We start from the raw sequence: 15,718 nt of genomic DNA, 5'->3' as shown, positions 1-15,718 counted from the left end.
AGGGATATTTGAGAATATTTACAGCATGTTCCAGCCGATCAGCATATTCCACCACCATACACCGAGGGTGATATGTACCAGGAAAGTTAATATCGTCAGTACCGCACCGACCAACCACCAGGATTTAATATCGTTGTAACCCACGCCGAAGATGACCGGACCTGCCGCGCCGCCATAATGAGTGACCATGCCGCCGTAGGAGTTGGAGAACAGCAGAGCCAACGCGGTTAACATTAACGGTGCACCGGAGACATTCGCCAGCATGGCAAATACCGGTAACATAGCTACGATATAGGCACTACCGGAAGCGAAGAAATAACGCACAATGATGCTAAGGAAAATAATCACGAAGAAGGCAACGTTACCGTGACCATCAAATGCCAGATTATTTTTAAAGACTTCGGCTAACCATTCAAAGAATTTTACTTTCGATAATAGTGAGCTTAAGCCGATAATACCGCCATACCAGATTAAGGTATTCCAGCCGCCTTTATTTTTAACCACGTCTTCCCAGGTCACAATACCCAGCAGCAGCATGGTCGCCATAACAACAATAGCCACGGTAGATTCATCAACCCCGAGAGTCTTACTGAAAATCCACCCCAGCAGCGCCAGCACAAATACACCGAGCAGCATTTTTTCGCGAATTTTCATCGGCCCCAGTTCAGAAAGACCCGCTTTGGCGATGGTTTTGTTATCCACTTTTTTGATTTCTGGTGGATACATGGTGTAAATCACCAGTGGAGTGACCAGCAGCATAATGATGCCAGGCAAACCGGCAGCCAGCGCCCACCCACCCCAGCTAATTTGCAGGTGCAGAATGTCGTTGATCATTTTCAGCGCCAGGATGTTCCCCGCCATTGCGGTAAAGAACATATAGCTGGTGGTTTTGGTGACCATGTAAATGGACATCATCAGGTAATGCCCAACACGACGCGGGCTTTTTTCCGGTTCAGAACCCAGAGCCACCGCCACGCTGTTGATAATCGGCAATACGATACCGCCAGCACGCGCGGTGTTAGACGGTGTTGCCGGAGCCAGTACCAGATCGAGGAATACGGTAACGTAACCCAGTCCCAGGGTAGTGCTACCAATTTTACCAATCAGCAGATAAGCGATACGTTTACCTAAGCCGGTGGTAACAAACGCGGCGCTTAAGGTGAACGCAGAGAATACCAGCCAGGTTGTACCGGAAGAGTATCCACTTAGTACGGCGGTGGTTTTGAACTCTCCACCAGATAAGTTACCCACCACCACCATCGAGGCAGCAACCGCAATTAACAGCACGACAGGTTCCGGGAAAGGCTTGATGACCAGCCCTACAATTGCTGCCAGATAAATACCAAAAAGCACCCACGCCAGTTCACTTAATCCTGCCGGGGCTGGCATAAAGCCAATAATACACGGGATCGCTAATATCAGAATTAGCTTCCATAATGATTTTTTATTCATTTAATATCCTGCACTTTCTGTATTATTAATACAGAATTCCTTTATTGATTGTCCTTATCACGGCAAAGAAATTTTTCAGGGAAGATAAACTTCACCGGAAAATATTTTTCTGGTCGTCCGAATAACAGATGCACGTAACGTTGTGGCATCCTGACCTTCATTACTTAAATGAACGTCAAGCGCACCACTGGGGTGTTCAATATTGATATTGCCGTAACTCACTGAAGGAACAATTTGCCGGGTGACCGTGCCTTCCAGCGCACAGCTACTGGATATGGCAATAGCTCCGGTTATCGCCAGCGCGCGATGACAAGAATGCGGCATAAAATAACGTACATTAATCGCACCGCCTTTCTGCGCTGGGGAAATAAGCACGGGTTTAGGAATTACCATATTACTGACATCTCCTAACCCCATCGCTTTACCGGCTTGCAGACGGATAGATTCAACACGGGCTAATAATGCTTTATCAGCATCTAATTCCACAGGCAATTCATAGCCTGTTTTTCCAAGATATTCAGCAGGAATAATGACCACCGGCATGGCCATATCGATACAGGTCACCGGAACATCGTCAAAATAATCAATCGGTTTATCCGTCGGGAAAACTTTTCCAGTTTTCGTCCCTGCGGCATTCAGGAAAGTGAGCGCGACCGGTGCGGCAGTTCCTGGCACGCCGTCAATTCTGGCGCTACCTTCGTACTCGACGACACCATTTGGCGTTTGCACATCAGCTTCGATGAGTGTGTCAGTATTGACGTTGCGGATACGCACGCGAGTAACCGGTGACGTTGCAGTGATCAAACCATTTTCAATCGCGAATGCCCCAACGCCAGACAACATATTGCCGCAGTTAGGCGTAGTATCGACACGCTGCTCATGGACGATTACCTGTGCAAACAAATAATCGACATCAGCACGCGAATCGCTGGAACGGCTAATAATGGCGACTTTACTGGTCAGCGGATTACCGCCGCCGATGCCGTCAATTTCCAGATCATTCCCGGAACCCATAATTGCCATCAATATTTTATCGCGCTGCGTTTGATCTTCGGGTAAATGTTCCGCTAACAGAAACGCCCCCCTCGAGGTTCCACCTCGCATCATCACGCAGGGTATTTTTTTCATAATAATGCCCTCAATTTAAAAACATAACTTATTGCGATATGGTCACATTAAGGGCAAAGCATCTCTAATGACTTTAGCTCAACGATTAATAACATTTTTTCATTAATTTAAGTAATTAAATTGCAGTTAAACTGTTTAACTGTAAATTACTAAAAAGCACAGGTTCCATTTTTCGGAGTAGTAATGAAGCATGAATTATCAAGTATGAAGGCGTTTGTCACGCTGGCAGAGTCCAGTTCATTTAACAACGCCGCTAAATTACTTAATATTACGCAACCTGCATTAACACGCAGAATAAAAAAGATGGAAGAGGATTTACATATCCAGCTCTTTGAGCGTACAACTCGCAAGGTTACTTTAACAAAAGCGGGAAAAATGCTGCTACCAGAGGCTCGGGGATTAATAAATAAATTTGATGAAACTCTTTTTAATATTCGCGGCATGAATGCTCATCATCGAGGAATGGTGACATTAGCGTGTATTCCAACCGCGGTGTTCTATTTTTTACCGCTGGCGATCGGCAAATTTAATGAGCTATATCCCAATATTAAAGTGCGGATTCTGGAACAAGGCACGAATAATTGCATGGAGTCGGTGCTATGTAACGAGTCTGACTTTGGCATAAACATGAACAACATCACAAATTCATCCATTGATTTTACCCCACTGGTCAACGAGCCGTTCGTGCTGGCCTGTCGGCGTGACCATCCATTAGCCAAAAAGCAGCTAGTGGAATGGCAGGAACTGGCGGGTTACAAAATGATTGGTGTACGCTCCTCCAGCGGCAACCGACTGCTGATTGAGCAAAAACTGGCCGACAAGCCCTGGAAGCTGGACTGGTTTTACGAAGTGCGTCATCTTTCGACGTCATTAGGACTGGTTGAGGCGGGGTTGGGGATTTCGGCGCTTCCTGGTCTGGCAATGCCCCATGCGCCCTATTCTTCTATCATCGGTATTCCGCTGGTGGAACCGGTTATTCGTCGGACATTGGGGATTATTCGCCGCAAAGATGCCGTACTTTCTCCAGCGGCAGAACGCTTTTTTGCCTTACTGATTAATTTGTGGACTGACGATAAAGACAATTTGTGGACCAATATCGTCGAACGCCAGAGACATGCGTTACAGGAGATGAGTTAATACACCCGGCGCAATAGATTCAGCGCCGGGTAGGTCAACGGTTAGTGTGCGTTCACCACTACCCACATTGGCCCCTGTCCGACCGCATAGCGACCTTTTTCATGCAGCAGCCCCTGCTCACCGACAATTTCGTACACTGAGATGTGGTGAGATTTTTGTCCGGCAGCAATCAGGTACTTGCCGCTGTGATCGACGTTAAAGCCGCGCGGCTGGGTTTCAGTTGGCTGGAAGCCCTCTTTACTTAACACACTGCCATCTTCCGAGACGCTGAAGACGGTAATCAGGCTGGCGGTACGGTCACAAGCATATAAATGTCGACCATCCGGAGTGATATGAATATCAGCCGCCCAACGGGTGTCGGAAAAGTTTTCCGGCATCATATCCAGGGTCTGTACACATTCGATATTGCCGTGCGGATCTTTCAGTTCCCAGACATCAACTGAGCTGTTTAATTCATTGACACAATAAGCATATTGTTCGTTTGGATGGAACACCATATGACGTGGGCCGGCACCTTCGACGGTAGTCACTTCTGCCGGATCCTGCGCCACCAGATGACCGTCATCGCTGACCGTAAACAGGCAAATACGATCCTGCTTTAATGCCGGAACCCACAGCGTGCGGTTATCCGGCGAAATATTGGCGGAATGGCAGCCGTCCAGTCCCTCAACCACATCGACCACGCCCACTGGCAGGCCATCTTCCAGACGCGTTACGCTTACATTGCCTGCGTTGTAAGAGCCGACAAAAACAAATTGTCCCTGATGATCGGTGGAAATATGGGTCGGGCTACCCGGCAACGCCGACTCTGCGGCGAATGTCAGTGCGCCATCGTCTGGTGCAATGCGATACGCCAGTACGCGAAACTCCGGACGAACGCCAACATAGAGATAACGCTTATCCGGGCTGACCACCATCGGCTGCACCTGCCCCGGGACATCAACAACCTGTGTCAGCGTCAGTGCGCCTTCATGATTCAGGTTCCAGACGTGAATTTGCTGACTCTCAGGGCTGGCGATATAAACGGTTTGCTTCATGAATGCTCCTTTGCATTTAGCAACTGACTGTAACAGCTAAAATTAGTCGCTTTTGGCGGTGAATGCTGAATTAAAGCGCAGAATTTTGTCCGATAGTGGTATCGGTGTACCATTCACTTAGACGAAAATTCTTAACCTTAATCTGGAAAACGCCATGACCACACGCGTGATTGCTCTCGACTTAGACGGCACCTTATTGACCCCGAAAAAGACCCTACTTCCTTCATCAATAGAAGCACTTGCCCGCGCTCGCGAGGCTGGCTATCAATTGATTATCGTCACGGGTCGCCATCACGTCGCTATCCACCCTTTTTATCAGGCACTGGCGCTGGATACACCTGCTATTTGCTGTAATGGCACCTATTTGTATGATTATCATGCAAAAACTGTGTTGGAAGCTGACCCAATGCCCGTCAACAAGGCCTTGCAACTCATTGAGATGTTGAATGAACACCACATTCACGGTCTGATGTATGTGGATGATGCGATGGTTTATGAGCACCCGACCGGGCATGTTATTCGTACCTCTAACTGGGCACAGACACTGCCACCGGAACAACGTCCGACTTTTACCCAGGTCGCCTCACTGGCCGAGACGGCACAAGAAGTTAATGCGGTGTGGAAATTCGCTCTGACGCACGATGATCTGCCGCAATTGCAGCATTTTGGTAAACATGTTGAACACGAGTTGGGGTTGGAGTGTGAATGGTCCTGGCACGATCAGGTTGATATTGCGCGCGGCGGTAATAGTAAAGGCAAACGTCTGACGAAATGGATTGAAGCACAAGGCTGGTCAATGGAAAACGTGATTGCATTTGGCGATAACTTTAATGATATCAGTATGCTGGAAGCTGCTGGCACAGGTGTGGCAATGGGCAATGCTGATGACGCGGTAAAAGCTCGCGCCAACATTGTGATTGGTGACAATACCACTGACAGCATTGCCCAGTTCATTTATAGCCACCTGATTTAATCAGGCAGTTATCGACACACTTTTAATTTGCGCGTACAGCCACAGACCCGGTCTGATTGCCAGTTCGTCCCTGGCCCACGGGCTAATACGCGCCCACAGCGTTTTACCGCCGACTTCCAGTTCGACTTCCACCTGACCGTTATCGTCATAACTGTTGACCACTTTTGCGCGCAACACGTTGCGGATGCTGGTTTGCTGCGGTGGTTGTAAAACCAGAGAGACATCGGATGCCTGAATGCGAATCCGTAGCGCGGCTTGCAGCGGTTCGTCCAGCTTATTAACCCACAAATGCTGATCGCCCAGCGCCAGCGCGGTCATCGCATAATGCGGGTGATGCTCCAGTACCGTCACTTTCAGAATGCTGCTTTGTTGCTCTTTCGGCAGCCACGGATTCATCACGCTACTGCCCCAGACGTCTTCCAGTGCACCAAAGGCTTTCACCTGACCGTTTTCCAGCACCATAACCCGGTCTGCCAGATGGAGGATCTCATCCAGTGAATGGCTGACATAGAGCATTGGAATGTTGATTTCCCGCGTCAAACGTTGCAAATAAGGCAACAGTTCGCGTTTACGCGGAATATCCAGCGACGCCAGCGGTTCATCCAGTAACAGTAATTCCGGAGCCGTCAGCAAGGCCCGACCAATCGCCACGCGCTGTTTTTCGCCCCCGGAAAGACTGCCCGGTAAGCGGTCAAGCAAGGGTTCAATACCTAAAAGCGCCACCAGTTTGTCGAACTGATCGACCATGCTTTTCGCCATGCCATAGCGCAGATTGCCACGCACTTTGTAATGCGGAAACAGCCGCGCATCCTGAAAAACATAGCCAACGCGACGCTTTTCCGGCGTCAGGCAGATACCTTTTTCGGCATCATTTAATACCCGACCATTGAGGACAATTCGCCCTTTTTGCGGACGAGTCAGCCCACTGATAGCGTTAATTAGCGAGGTTTTTCCCGCACCGGAAACACCAAAGATAGCGGTGATGCCATTAGCTGGCAGCTTTTCATTAATGGTCAGGCAATGGTTGCCCAAAGTCTGGGAAAAATTCAATTCCAGCATGATTAACGCCCCGCCCGTTCACGACTGATTCTGGCCAGCCATTCCGAGATCAGCAGGGAGATCATCGCCAGCGCAATAGAGATAATACAAAGTCTTGCCGCGCCGCTTTCGCCGCCAGGAGTCTGGATCAGGGTATACATGGCAGAAGGAATGGTCCGCGTTTCGCCAGGAATGTTCGAAACAAAGGTGATGGTGGCGCCAAATTCACCGAGCGAACGTGCGAAAGCCAGTACCGTACCGACGATAATTCCCGGCAACGTCAGCGGTAAGGTAATAGTAAAGAAAACGCGCCAACGCCCGGCCCCCAGCGTTCTTGCGGCCTGTTCCAGTTTGACATCAACCCCTTCCAGCGCCAGACGAATCGCCCGCACCATCAGTGGAAAAGACATGACTGCGGCAGCGAGGACTGCGCCACGCCAGCTAAACGCGAAGGTAATGCCAAACCAGTCATACAGACGTTCACCGATAAATCCGCGCCGCCCCATCGAAACTAACAGCAAGTAACCGACGACCACTGGCGGTAACACCAGAGGTAGATGCAGTACACTGTCGAGCAGAGCTTTGCCCGGAAACGTGCAGCGCACCAGTAACCAGGCAAAAAAGATCCCAAACGGCAGGCTAAACAGCACAGCCAGGGAAGAAACTTTCAGGCTTAATAAAACTGCCTGCCATTCTGGATCGGTCAGTATCATTACTTAGTTGTAAATCCGTAACGTTTAAAGATTTCCGCTGCCTGCGGTCCCTTCAGATAATCGTAAAATGCTTTCACTGTCGCATTGTTATGCCCTTCCACGACAGCAACCGGATATTCCACTTTTTTATGCGAATCTTCCGGGAAGGTAGCAACCACTTTTACCCCTTTGCTGGCAACCGCGTCAGAACCGTAAACAATGCCCAGCGGTGCTTCATTGCGTTCAACCAGCGCCAGTGCCCCGCGAACATCTTCTGCCGGAGCCAGTTTCGGGGAGAGGGTATCCCATGCACCCAGTTTTTGCAGAGCTTCTTTCGCATAAATGCCAGCCGGAACATGTTCCGGATCACCAACAGCCAGGCGACCGCCATTCAGTAAAGTGGTCCAGTTAGTTTTGCTATCGATGGTGAACTCTTTCTGCTCGCTGGATTTCGGTGCTACAACGACCAGGCTATTGCCGAGCAATGTCTGACGCGTGGCGGTATCAATCCCTTTTTTATCAATTGCATAATCCATCCATTTCTGATCGGCAGAAATAAACAGATCCGCTGGTGCGCCAGCTTCAATCTGACGAGCTAAGGTAGAAGAAGAGGCAAAAGAAGAAACGACATCCACGCCCTTCTCTTTTTTATACTGTGTGGCGATATCCTGCATCGCGTTGGTCAGTGATGCTGCAGCAAAAACCGTGATTTTCCCTTCATCCGCCAACGCGTTGCCAGCAACGGTGAAAGAGAGCGCCGCCCCGGCAAACAGGTTTAACCATTTACGAGCCATTTGTAACCCCTTTATTTAACGTTATGTAGGCGTCAATATAACGGCAAGTTCAGAATTTTCCCAGCAGTTATTGTTAACCTTTGAGAGGTAGTTAGAAAAAATATCGGCAGGAAAAGCAGGAAGTTGAGGAAAAAGAAAATGCCCGACCGAGCGGGCATTCATGGAATCAATGATTTTGTCCGGGCTGGTCTTTTTTACCAACACCAGAAAAGATGTTGAATACTTCACCAAGACCGTAAATCAGACCCAGGATGATGGCCATCACGACAGGTACCATGATTACGGCGAATACCAGACTTTTTAATAACTCTAACATGGTCAACTCCAGATATAGTCCTGTCATTATTCTAACCGCTAAGCACAGAAAAGCACTCCCCTTTTGTGCGGTCAGCTTTGCGTGGCGCTCATTTTCCGTCACAATAAGACTTTTGCCAGGACATTGTTATGCAGGCCGAAATCCTTCTCACTCTTAAGCTTCAACAAAAGCTCTTTGCCGACCCACGCCGCATTTCGCTACTAAAGCACATCGCGCTTTCCGGTTCCATCAGCCAGGGGGCAAAAGATGCCGGTATCAGCTATAAAAGCGCCTGGGATGCCATTAACGAGATGAATCAGTTAAGTGAGCATACGCTGGTTGAGCGTGCAACGGGTGGAAAAGGCGGCGGCGGTGCGGTACTGACCCGCTATGGTCAGCGGCTGATTCAGCTTTACGATCTTCTCGCCCAGATCCAACAAAAAGCCTTTGATGTGTTAAGTGACGATGACGCCCTGCCGCTGAACAGCCTGCTGGCAGCTATCTCACGTTTCTCACTGCAAACCAGCGCCCGTAACCAATGGTTCGGCACCATCACCGCACGCGATCATGATGACGTTCAACAACATGTTGATGTCTTACTGGCCGACGGCAAAACACGGTTAAAAGTCGCAATTACCGCGCAAAGTGGCGCGCGTCTGGGGCTGGATGAAGGCAAAGAAGTGTTGATTCTGCTGAAAGCGCCGTGGGTGAACATTACCCAGGATGACACGGTGGCCCAGGGTGCCGACAACCAATTACCGGGTATTATTAGTCATATTGAGCGCGGCGCGGAACAGTGCGAAGTATTAATGGCGTTACCAGACGGGCAAACCCTGTGCGCCACGGTGCCGGTAAATGAAGCCGCATCTCTTAAGCAAGGGCAAAATGTCACGGCTTACTTTAACGCCGACAGTGTGATTATCGCCACGCTGTGTTAAGCGTGTTGACAATTTGTTATGAAACACGTATCCCTGTCAGTAATCGCTGCACAAAATGGGATACAAAATGTCATCGTTGCAAATTTTGCAAGGCACGTTTCGTCTTAGCGACACAAAAACGCTGCAATTGCATCAGCTAAATTTAAACGCGGGTGATAGTTGGGCGTTTGTCGGTTCTAACGGTAGCGGGAAGTCGGCGCTGGCTCGCGCGCTGGCAGGTGAACTTCCGCTATTGAAAGGCGAACGGCAAAGCCAGTTTTCCCACATCACTCGTCTCTCCTTCGAGCAATTGCAAAAGCTCGTCAGCGATGAATGGCTGCGTAATAACACCGATATGCTCAGCCCTGGCGAAGATGACACCGGGCGCACCACGGCAGAGATCATTCAGGATGAAGTTAAGGATACTCAGCGTTGCGCTCAACTGGCGCAACAGTTCAGCATTACCGCTCTCCTCGACCGACGTTTTAAATATCTTTCTACTGGCGAAACGCGCAAAACCCTTTTGTGTCAGGCGCTGATGTCGGAGCCTGACTTGCTGATTTTAGATGAACCGTTCGATGGTCTTGATGTTGCCTCACGTCAGCAACTGGCAGAACTACTCGCTTCGTTACATCAGTCAGGGATTACTCTGGTATTGGTACTCAATCGCTTCGATGAGATCCCGGAATTTGTCCAGTTTGCCGGTGTGCTGGCGGATTGCACATTAACGGAAACTGGCGCTAAAGAGGAACTGCTCCGGCAGGCTCTCGTCGCCCAACTGGCACACAGTGAGCGGCTTGATGGCGTGCATCTACCAGAGCCGGATGAGCCTTCAGCACGTCACACCTTACCCGCCAGCGAACCACGAATTGTACTAAACAACGGCGTGGTTTCTTATAACGATCGCCCTATTCTTAACAACCTTAGCTGGCAGGTGAATCCTGGTGAACACTGGCAAATTGTCGGGCCAAATGGCGCGGGAAAATCGACGTTATTAAGCCTGATTACTGGCGATCATCCGCAAGGTTACAGCAACGATTTGACGCTTTTCGGACGGCGTCGCGGCAGCGGTGAAACCATCTGGGATATCAAAAAGCATATCGGTTACGTCAGCAGTAGTTTGCATCTGGATTACCGCGTCAGTACTACCGTGCGCAACGTGATCCTTTCTGGTTATTTTGATTCCATTGGCATTTATCAGGCCGTTTCAGATCGCCAGAAAAAACTGGTGCAACAGTGGCTGGATATTCTCGGCATTGATAAACGCACCGCTGACGCGCCCTTCCATAGTCTTTCCTGGGGACAGCAGCGTCTGGCGTTAATCGTGCGGGCGTTGGTGAAGCATCCTACATTGCTTATTCTCGATGAACCTTTACAAGGGCTTGACCCGCTGAATCGCCAGCTTATCCGCCGTTTTGTGGATATACTGATTAGCGAAGGTGAAACGCAGTTGTTGTTTGTTTCGCACCACGCTGAAGATGCACCAGCCTGTATTACCCATCGGCTGGAGTTCGTGCCGGATGGCGACCTCTATCGCTATGCGCTGACAAAAATAAGCTAAGTCTGTAATGCTGACTGTGCCGGATGCGGCGTAAACGCCTAATCCGGCCTACGGTTAGACACATCCAGGCATGAAAACACCTCTTTTTTCAGATAAAAGACGCAATCATTCACCAACTCTCTGTTTTATAATCGCTTAATCGCACATAAAAGATGGCTAAATTCTTGTGTAAACGATTCCACTAATTTATTCCATGTCACACTTTTCGCATCTTTGTTATGCTATGGTTATTTCATACCATAAGCCTGATGGAGCGAATTATGAGAGTTCTGGTTACCGGTGGTAGCGGTTACATTGGAAGTCATACCTGTGTGCAATTACTGCAAAACGGTCATGATGTCATCATTCTTGATAACCTCTGTAACAGTAAGCGCAGTGTACTGCCTGTTATCGAGCGTTTAGGCGGCAAACATCCGACATTTGTTGAAGGCGATATTCGCAACGAAGCGTTGATGACCGAGATCCTGCACGATCACGCTATCGATACCGTGATCCACTTCGCCGGGCTGAAAGCCGTTGGCGAGTCGGTACAAAAACCGCTGGAATATTACGATAACAACGTCAATGGCACCCTGCGTCTGATTAGCGCCATGCGCGCCGCGAACGTCAAAAACTTTATCTTCAGTTCCTCCGCCACCGTCTATGGCGATCAACCCAAAATTCCTTACGTTGAGAGCTTCCCGACCGGCACACCGCAAAGCCCTTACGGCAAAAGCAAGCTGATGGTGGAACAGATCCTTACCGACCTGCAAAAAGCCCAGCCGGACTGGAGCATTGCCCTGCTGCGCTACTTCAACCCGGTTGGTGCGCATCCGTCGGGCGATATGGGCGAAGATCCGCAAGGTATTCCGAATAACCTGATGCCATATATCGCCCAGGTTGCTGTAGGCCGTCGCGACTCTCTGGCTATTTTTGGTAACGATTATCCGACCGAAGATGGCACTGGTGTTCGCGATTACATCCACGTAATGGATCTGGCGGACGGTCACGTCGTGGCGATGGAAAAACTGGCGAACAAGCCAGGCGTACACATCTACAACCTCGGTGCAGGCGTAGGCAGCAGCGTACTGGACGTGGTTAATGCCTTCAGTAAAGCCTGCGGCAAGCCGGTTAACTATCATTTTGCACCGCGTCGTGCGGGCAACCTCCCGGCCTACTGGGCGGATGCCAGCAAAGCCGACCGCGAACTGAACTGGCGCGTAACGCGCACACTCGATGAAATGGCGCAGGACACCTGGCACTGGCAGTCACGCCATCCACAGGGATATCCCGATTAAGGAACGACCATGACGCAATTTAATCCCGTTGATCATCCACATCGCCGCTATAACCCGCTCACCGGGCAATGGATTCTGGTTTCACCGCATCGCGCAAAGCGCCCCTGGCAGGGGGCGCAGGAAACGCCAGCTAAACAGGTGTTGCCTGCGCACGATCCTGATTGCTTCCTCTGCGCAGGTAATGTGCGGGTTACAGGCGATAAAAACCCCGATTACACCGGGACTTACGTTTTCACCAATGACTTTGCGGCATTGATGTCTGACACGCCAGATGCACCAGAAAGCAACGATCCGCTGATGCGTTGCCAGAGCGCACGTGGCACCAGCCGGGTGATCTGCTTTTCACCGGATCACAGTAAAACGCTGCCAGAGTTAAGCGTTGCCGCGTTGACGGAAATCGTCAAAACCTGGCAGGAACAAACCGCAGAGCTGGGAAAAACGTACCCGTGGGTGCAGGTGTTTGAAAACAAAGGGGCGGCAATGGGCTGCTCGAACCCGCATCCGCACGGACAGATTTGGGCAAATAGCTTCCTGCCTAACGAAGCTGAGCGCGAAGACCGCCTGCAAAAAGAATATTTCGCCCAACAGAAATCCCCCATGCTGGTGGATTATGTCCAGCGTGAACTGGCTGATGGTAGCCGTACCGTTGTTGAAACCGAACACTGGTTAGCCGTGGTGCCTTACTGGGCTGCCTGGCCGTTCGAAACGTTGCTGCTGCCCAAAGCCCATGTTCTGCGGATCACCGATTTGACCGACGCCCAGCGCAGCGATCTGGCACTGGCGTTGAAAAAGCTGACCAGTCGTTATGACAATCTTTTCCAGTGCTCCTTCCCTTACTCGATGGGCTGGCACGGTGCGCCGTTTAATGGCGAAGAGAACCAACACTGGCAGTTGCACGCGCACTTTTATCCCCCTCTGTTACGCTCTGCCACCGTGCGTAAATTTATGGTCGGTTATGAAATGCTGGCAGAAACCCAGCGAGACCTGACAGCAGAACAGGCAGCAGAGCGTTTGCGTGCAGTCAGCGATATCCATTTTCGCGAATCCGGAGTGTAAGAAATGAGTCTGAAAGAAAAAACACAATCTCTGTTTGCCAACGCATTTGGCTACCCTGCCACTCATACCATTCAGGCGCCTGGCCGCGTGAATCTAATTGGCGAACACACCGACTACAACGATGGTTTTGTTCTGCCCTGCGCGATTGATTATCAAACGGTAATTAGCTGTGCGCCGCGTGATGATCGCAAAGTACGCGTTATGGCTGCCGATTATGAAAATCAGATTGACGAGTTTTCCCTTGATGCGCCCATTGTCGCGCATGACAGCTACCAATGGGCCAACTATGTCCGTGGCGTGGTGAAACATCTGCAACTGCGCAATAACAGCTTTGGTGGCGTGGACATGGTGATCAGCGGCAACGTGCCGCAGGGTGCCGGGTTAAGTTCTTCCGCTTCGCTGGAAGTCGCAGTCGGTACTGTATTGCAACAGCTTTACCATCTGCCGCTGGACGGCGCACAAATCGCGCTTAACGGTCAGGAAGCTGAAAACCAGTTTGTGGGCTGTAACTGCGGGATCATGGATCAGTTGATTTCCGCTCTGGGCAAGAAAGATCATGCATTATTGCTCGACTGCCGCTCACTGGGGACTAAAGCTGTTTCCATGCCGAAAGGTGTGGCGGTGGTGATTATCAACAGTAACTTCAAACGCACTCTGGTCGGCAGCGAATACAACACCCGCCGTGAACAGTGTGAAACCGGTGCGCGTTTCTTCCAACAGCCAGCCCTGCGCGATGTCACCATTGAAGAGTTCAACGCCGTAGCGCATGAACTGGATCCGATCGTCGCAAAACGCGTGCGTCACGTTCTGACCGAAAACGCCCGTACCGTTGAAGCTGCCAGCGCGCTGGAGCAAGGCGACCTGAAACGTATGGGTGAGTTGATGGCGGAGTCTCATGCCTCTATGCGCGATGACTTCGAAATCACCGTACCGCAAATTGACACCCTGGTAGAAATCGTAAAAGCAGTGATTGGCGACAAAGGGGGCGTGCGCATGACCGGTGGTGGGTTTGGCGGCTGTATTGTTGCGCTGATCCCGGAAGAACTGGTGCCTGCAGTGCAGCACGCTGTTGCTGAACAATATGAAGCAAAAACAGGCATTAAAGAGACTTTTTACGTGTGTAAACCATCACAAGGAGCAGGACAGTGCTGAATGAAACTCCCGCACTGGCACCCGATGGTCAGCCGTACCGACTGTTAACTTTGCGTAACAACGCAGGGATGGTAGTCACGCTGATGGACTGGGGTGCAACTTTACTTTCCGCCCGTATTCCGCTTTCCGATGGCAGCGTCCGCGAGGCGCTGCTCGGCTGTGCCAGCCCGGAATGCTATCAGGATCAGGCCGCATTTCTGGGGGCCTCTATTGGTCGCTATGCCAACCGTATCGCCAATAGCCGTTATACCTTTGACGACGAAACTGTCACGCTGTTGCCAAGTCAGGGTGTCAACCAGCTACACGGCGGCCCGGAAGGATTCGATAAACGTCGCTGGCAGATTGTAAATCAGAACGATCGTCAGGTGCTGTTTGCCCTGACTTCAGAAGATGGCGATCAGGGCTTTCCGGGTAATCTCGGCGCGACGGTGCAGTATCGTCTGACCGATGATAACCGTATCTCTATCACCTATCGCGCCACGGTTGATAAACCTTGCCCGGTGAATATGACTAACCACGTCTATTTCAACCTCGACGGTGAACAGTCTGACGTGCGTAATCACAAGCTGCAGATTCTGGCTGACGAATATCTGCCGGTAGATGAAAGCGGTATTCCGCACGACGGACTGAAATCTGTTGCCGGTACGTCTTTTGATTTCCGCAGCGCCAAAATCATCGCCAGTGAGTTTCTTGCCGACGAAGATCAGCGCAAAGTGAAAGGTTACGATCACGCGTTCTTGTTGCAGGCCAAAGGCGATGGCAAGAAAGTGGCAGCGCATGTCTGGTCAGCAGATGAGAAATTGCAGCTTAAGGTCTACACCACCGCTCCGGCTTTGCAATTTTACTCCGGCAACTTCCTTGGTGGCACACCCTCACGGGGAACAGAACCTTACGCCGACTGGCAAGGTCTGGCGCTGGAAAGCGAGTTTTTGCCGGACAGCCCGAACCATCCTGAATGGCCACAGCCGGACTGTTTCTTACGCCCAGGCGAAGAGTATTCCAGCCAGACGGAATATCAGTTTATTGCACAGTGACTTCAAGCCCTCAATATGAGGGCTTTCTCATCGTATCGTTCATCTTGCCAGCAAATGAAGACATATTTGCAACTCAATATTCACAACAACCTTACACTGCGACACTATTTTCGCTATGGTTATGCGTAAGCATTGCTGTTGTTATCCCACGGCAATATAATGAGAATTATTATCA

At 50.4% G+C, this 15,718-nt stretch carries 15 protein-coding genes; 8 read left to right on the top strand and 7 right to left on the bottom strand.

Annotated features, from left to right (window positions below):
- Nucleotides 1–18 precede the first annotated feature (18 nt).
- Both ESM_RS0107815 and ESM_RS0107810 read right to left on the bottom strand, forming a co-directional pair.
- A complete protein-coding gene (locus tag ESM_RS0107815) occupies nucleotides 19–1,452 on the bottom strand; it encodes an anion permease (RefSeq protein ID WP_001036492.1) in 1,434 nt (477 codons plus the stop codon).
- Nucleotides 1,453–1,527: 75 nt separating this feature from the next.
- Entirely contained in the window at nucleotides 1,528–2,580 is a 1,053-nt protein-coding gene (locus ESM_RS0107810) for a 4-oxalomesaconate tautomerase (protein WP_000723670.1), read from the bottom strand.
- Between the two features lie 183 nt (nucleotides 2,581–2,763).
- Here ESM_RS0107810 and ESM_RS0107805 point away from each other — a divergent pair, with 183 nt between their 5' ends.
- Nucleotides 2,764–3,717: a LysR family transcriptional regulator gene (locus ESM_RS0107805; RefSeq protein ID WP_001516019.1), complete on the top strand. Its 954-nt coding sequence runs from the start codon at nucleotides 2,764–2,766 to the stop codon at nucleotides 3,715–3,717.
- Between the two features lie 41 nt (nucleotides 3,718–3,758).
- On the opposite strand, the gene pgl is transcribed toward ESM_RS0107805, so the two are convergent.
- Nucleotides 3,759–4,754 (bottom strand): 6-phosphogluconolactonase, encoded by a 996-nt coding sequence (pgl, locus tag ESM_RS0107800; RefSeq protein ID WP_000815435.1) that lies wholly within the window; start codon nucleotides 4,752–4,754, stop codon nucleotides 3,759–3,761.
- A gap of 154 nt (nucleotides 4,755–4,908) precedes the next feature.
- Between pgl and ybhA the strand changes: the two genes are divergently transcribed.
- Complete coding sequence (gene ybhA / locus ESM_RS0107795; RefSeq protein ID WP_000213424.1) at nucleotides 4,909–5,727, top strand: bifunctional pyridoxal phosphate/fructose-1,6-bisphosphate phosphatase; 819 nt, start codon at nucleotides 4,909–4,911, stop codon at nucleotides 5,725–5,727.
- Here the strand turns inward: ybhA and modC are convergent, their stop codons facing one another.
- From modC to acrZ, 4 genes are all read right to left on the bottom strand, one after another.
- Nucleotides 5,728–6,786: a molybdenum ABC transporter ATP-binding protein ModC gene (gene modC / locus ESM_RS0107790; RefSeq protein WP_000891658.1), complete on the bottom strand. Its 1,059-nt coding sequence runs from the start codon at nucleotides 6,784–6,786 to the stop codon at nucleotides 5,728–5,730. It abuts the gene before it with no gap.
- 2 nt (nucleotides 6,787–6,788) lie between these two features.
- Complete coding sequence (gene modB, locus ESM_RS0107785) at nucleotides 6,789–7,478, bottom strand: molybdate ABC transporter permease subunit (protein ID WP_000604034.1); 690 nt, start codon at nucleotides 7,476–7,478, stop codon at nucleotides 6,789–6,791.
- A complete protein-coding gene (modA, locus tag ESM_RS0107780) occupies nucleotides 7,478–8,251 on the bottom strand; it encodes a molybdate ABC transporter substrate-binding protein (RefSeq protein ID WP_000113007.1) in 774 nt (257 codons plus the stop codon). Before modA ends, modB begins: the two co-directional genes overlap by 1 nt.
- 166 nt (nucleotides 8,252–8,417) lie before the next feature.
- Nucleotides 8,418–8,567, bottom strand: coding sequence for a multidrug efflux pump accessory protein AcrZ (gene acrZ / locus ESM_RS0107775; RefSeq protein ID WP_000891515.1), 150 nt, complete (start codon nucleotides 8,565–8,567; stop codon nucleotides 8,418–8,420).
- Between the two features lie 128 nt (nucleotides 8,568–8,695).
- Here acrZ and modE point away from each other — a divergent pair, with 128 nt between their 5' ends.
- The 6 genes from modE to galM all read left to right on the top strand — a co-directional run bounded on the left by modE (nucleotide 8,696) and on the right by galM (nucleotide 15,543).
- Nucleotides 8,696–9,484 carry a molybdenum-dependent transcriptional regulator gene (modE, locus tag ESM_RS0107770; RefSeq protein WP_001147452.1) on the top strand — a complete coding sequence of 263 codons (789 nt, stop codon included), beginning with the start codon at nucleotides 8,696–8,698 and terminating at the stop codon, nucleotides 9,482–9,484.
- Nucleotides 9,485–9,551: 67 nt separating this feature from the next.
- Complete coding sequence (gene modF / locus ESM_RS0107765; RefSeq protein ID WP_000096852.1) at nucleotides 9,552–11,024, top strand: molybdate ABC transporter ATP-binding protein ModF; 1,473 nt, start codon at nucleotides 9,552–9,554, stop codon at nucleotides 11,022–11,024.
- 260 nt (nucleotides 11,025–11,284) lie between these two features.
- Nucleotides 11,285–12,301: a UDP-glucose 4-epimerase GalE gene (galE, locus tag ESM_RS0107760; protein WP_001265441.1), complete on the top strand. Its 1,017-nt coding sequence runs from the start codon at nucleotides 11,285–11,287 to the stop codon at nucleotides 12,299–12,301.
- 9 nt (nucleotides 12,302–12,310) lie between these two features.
- Complete coding sequence (galT, locus tag ESM_RS0107755; RefSeq protein ID WP_000191515.1) at nucleotides 12,311–13,357, top strand: galactose-1-phosphate uridylyltransferase; 1,047 nt, start codon at nucleotides 12,311–12,313, stop codon at nucleotides 13,355–13,357.
- Between the two features lie 3 nt (nucleotides 13,358–13,360).
- Nucleotides 13,361–14,509, top strand: coding sequence for a galactokinase (galK, locus tag ESM_RS0107750; protein WP_000053403.1), 1,149 nt, complete (start codon nucleotides 13,361–13,363; stop codon nucleotides 14,507–14,509).
- Nucleotides 14,503–15,543, top strand: coding sequence for a galactose-1-epimerase (galM, locus tag ESM_RS0107745; protein WP_000931379.1), 1,041 nt, complete (start codon nucleotides 14,503–14,505; stop codon nucleotides 15,541–15,543). Before galK ends, galM begins: the two co-directional genes overlap by 7 nt.
- Nucleotides 15,544–15,718 lie beyond the last annotated feature (175 nt).

The sequence above is a fragment of the Escherichia sp. TW09308 genome (genome assembly GCF_000208565.1).
Taxonomy (GTDB): Bacteria; Pseudomonadota; Gammaproteobacteria; order Enterobacterales; family Enterobacteriaceae; genus Escherichia; species Escherichia marmotae.
The sequence above is the reverse complement of the archived record's forward strand: the minus strand, read 5'-3'. Positions and strand labels throughout refer to the sequence as shown.